We start from the raw sequence: 859 nt of genomic DNA, 5'->3' as shown, positions 1-859 counted from the left end.
CGGCATTCGAAGATGTACACGGAGCCCACGCTGCCCACATCGAGGCCGGTGGGGTCGACCGGGACGGCTCGGCTCCCGTCCGCACCGCGGTCCTCCAAGGGAAGCCACGTACGCCACGACGCCCCGTCGCACTCCCAGCTGGCCACGGTGAGCAGGTGGTCCATTCGGTTGTCGCACCCGTCGCAGTCAGGCCATCCCGGCCACGTGAACCAGGACGGATAACCACCGAGTTTGGTGCCCGGTGCCTCGGAGAGGTGCGACGAGAAGGAGAAGAGCGGGGCTGCTTCCTCCAGCCGGTTGAAGTCCTCCTCCCAGGCTGCGGCCAGGTCTTCCGGCAGATCCCAGTGCGGGTATTCCGTCACACGCTCCGGATGGACGACGCAAGGCCTTGGAACGTGCCAGTCGTCCGCGGCCGGGTCAGCGGGTGGAGTCGGCAGCACTACCCGTACAGCAGCGGAATCACGCCAGAACACCATCGGCCACGGCGAGGCGGGGAATGCGTGGTTGAACGGGCACCACAGCACCTGAAGGACGTCCCTGCCGGGTGGAAAGGGTATGACTCCGTCAGGCAGGTGGGAACGGAAGGCCTGCACGATGGGCACCAGCGGCACACAGGGACCGCTGGGCATACCCATTCCCAGATCTTGATGTACGCGTGTACAGACCGGCCAGGCCTCGTCGGCCGGCCACAGCAGCGGGCCGCCCACCGAACTCTCAGCAGGCGATGGCGGGCCCGGCCTCGGGTGCAGCCGAACCGTCTCCCGCGCCCAGTCGGCGAGACCGGGAACGAGCCCCACCACGTCGACTGGACGCGCGGGAGTTCGTCGCGTCGCCACCGCGTCACAAGTGGCAGGTTCCT

1 pseudogene is annotated in these 859 nt (G+C 68.0%); it reads right to left on the bottom strand.

Annotation, left to right across the window (positions count from 1 at the left end):
* Positions 1–362, bottom strand: a pseudogene (locus WDV06_RS37015) (DUF1963 domain-containing protein); the annotation flags it as partial.
* Between the last annotated feature and the right edge of the window lie 497 nt (positions 363–859).

The sequence above is a fragment of the Streptomyces racemochromogenes genome, from assembly GCF_044129415.1.
GTDB lineage: Bacteria > Actinomycetota > Actinomycetes > Streptomycetales > Streptomycetaceae > Streptomyces > Streptomyces racemochromogenes_A.
Note: the sequence above shows the minus strand (reverse complement) of the source record. Positions and strands in the feature narration are given on the sequence as shown.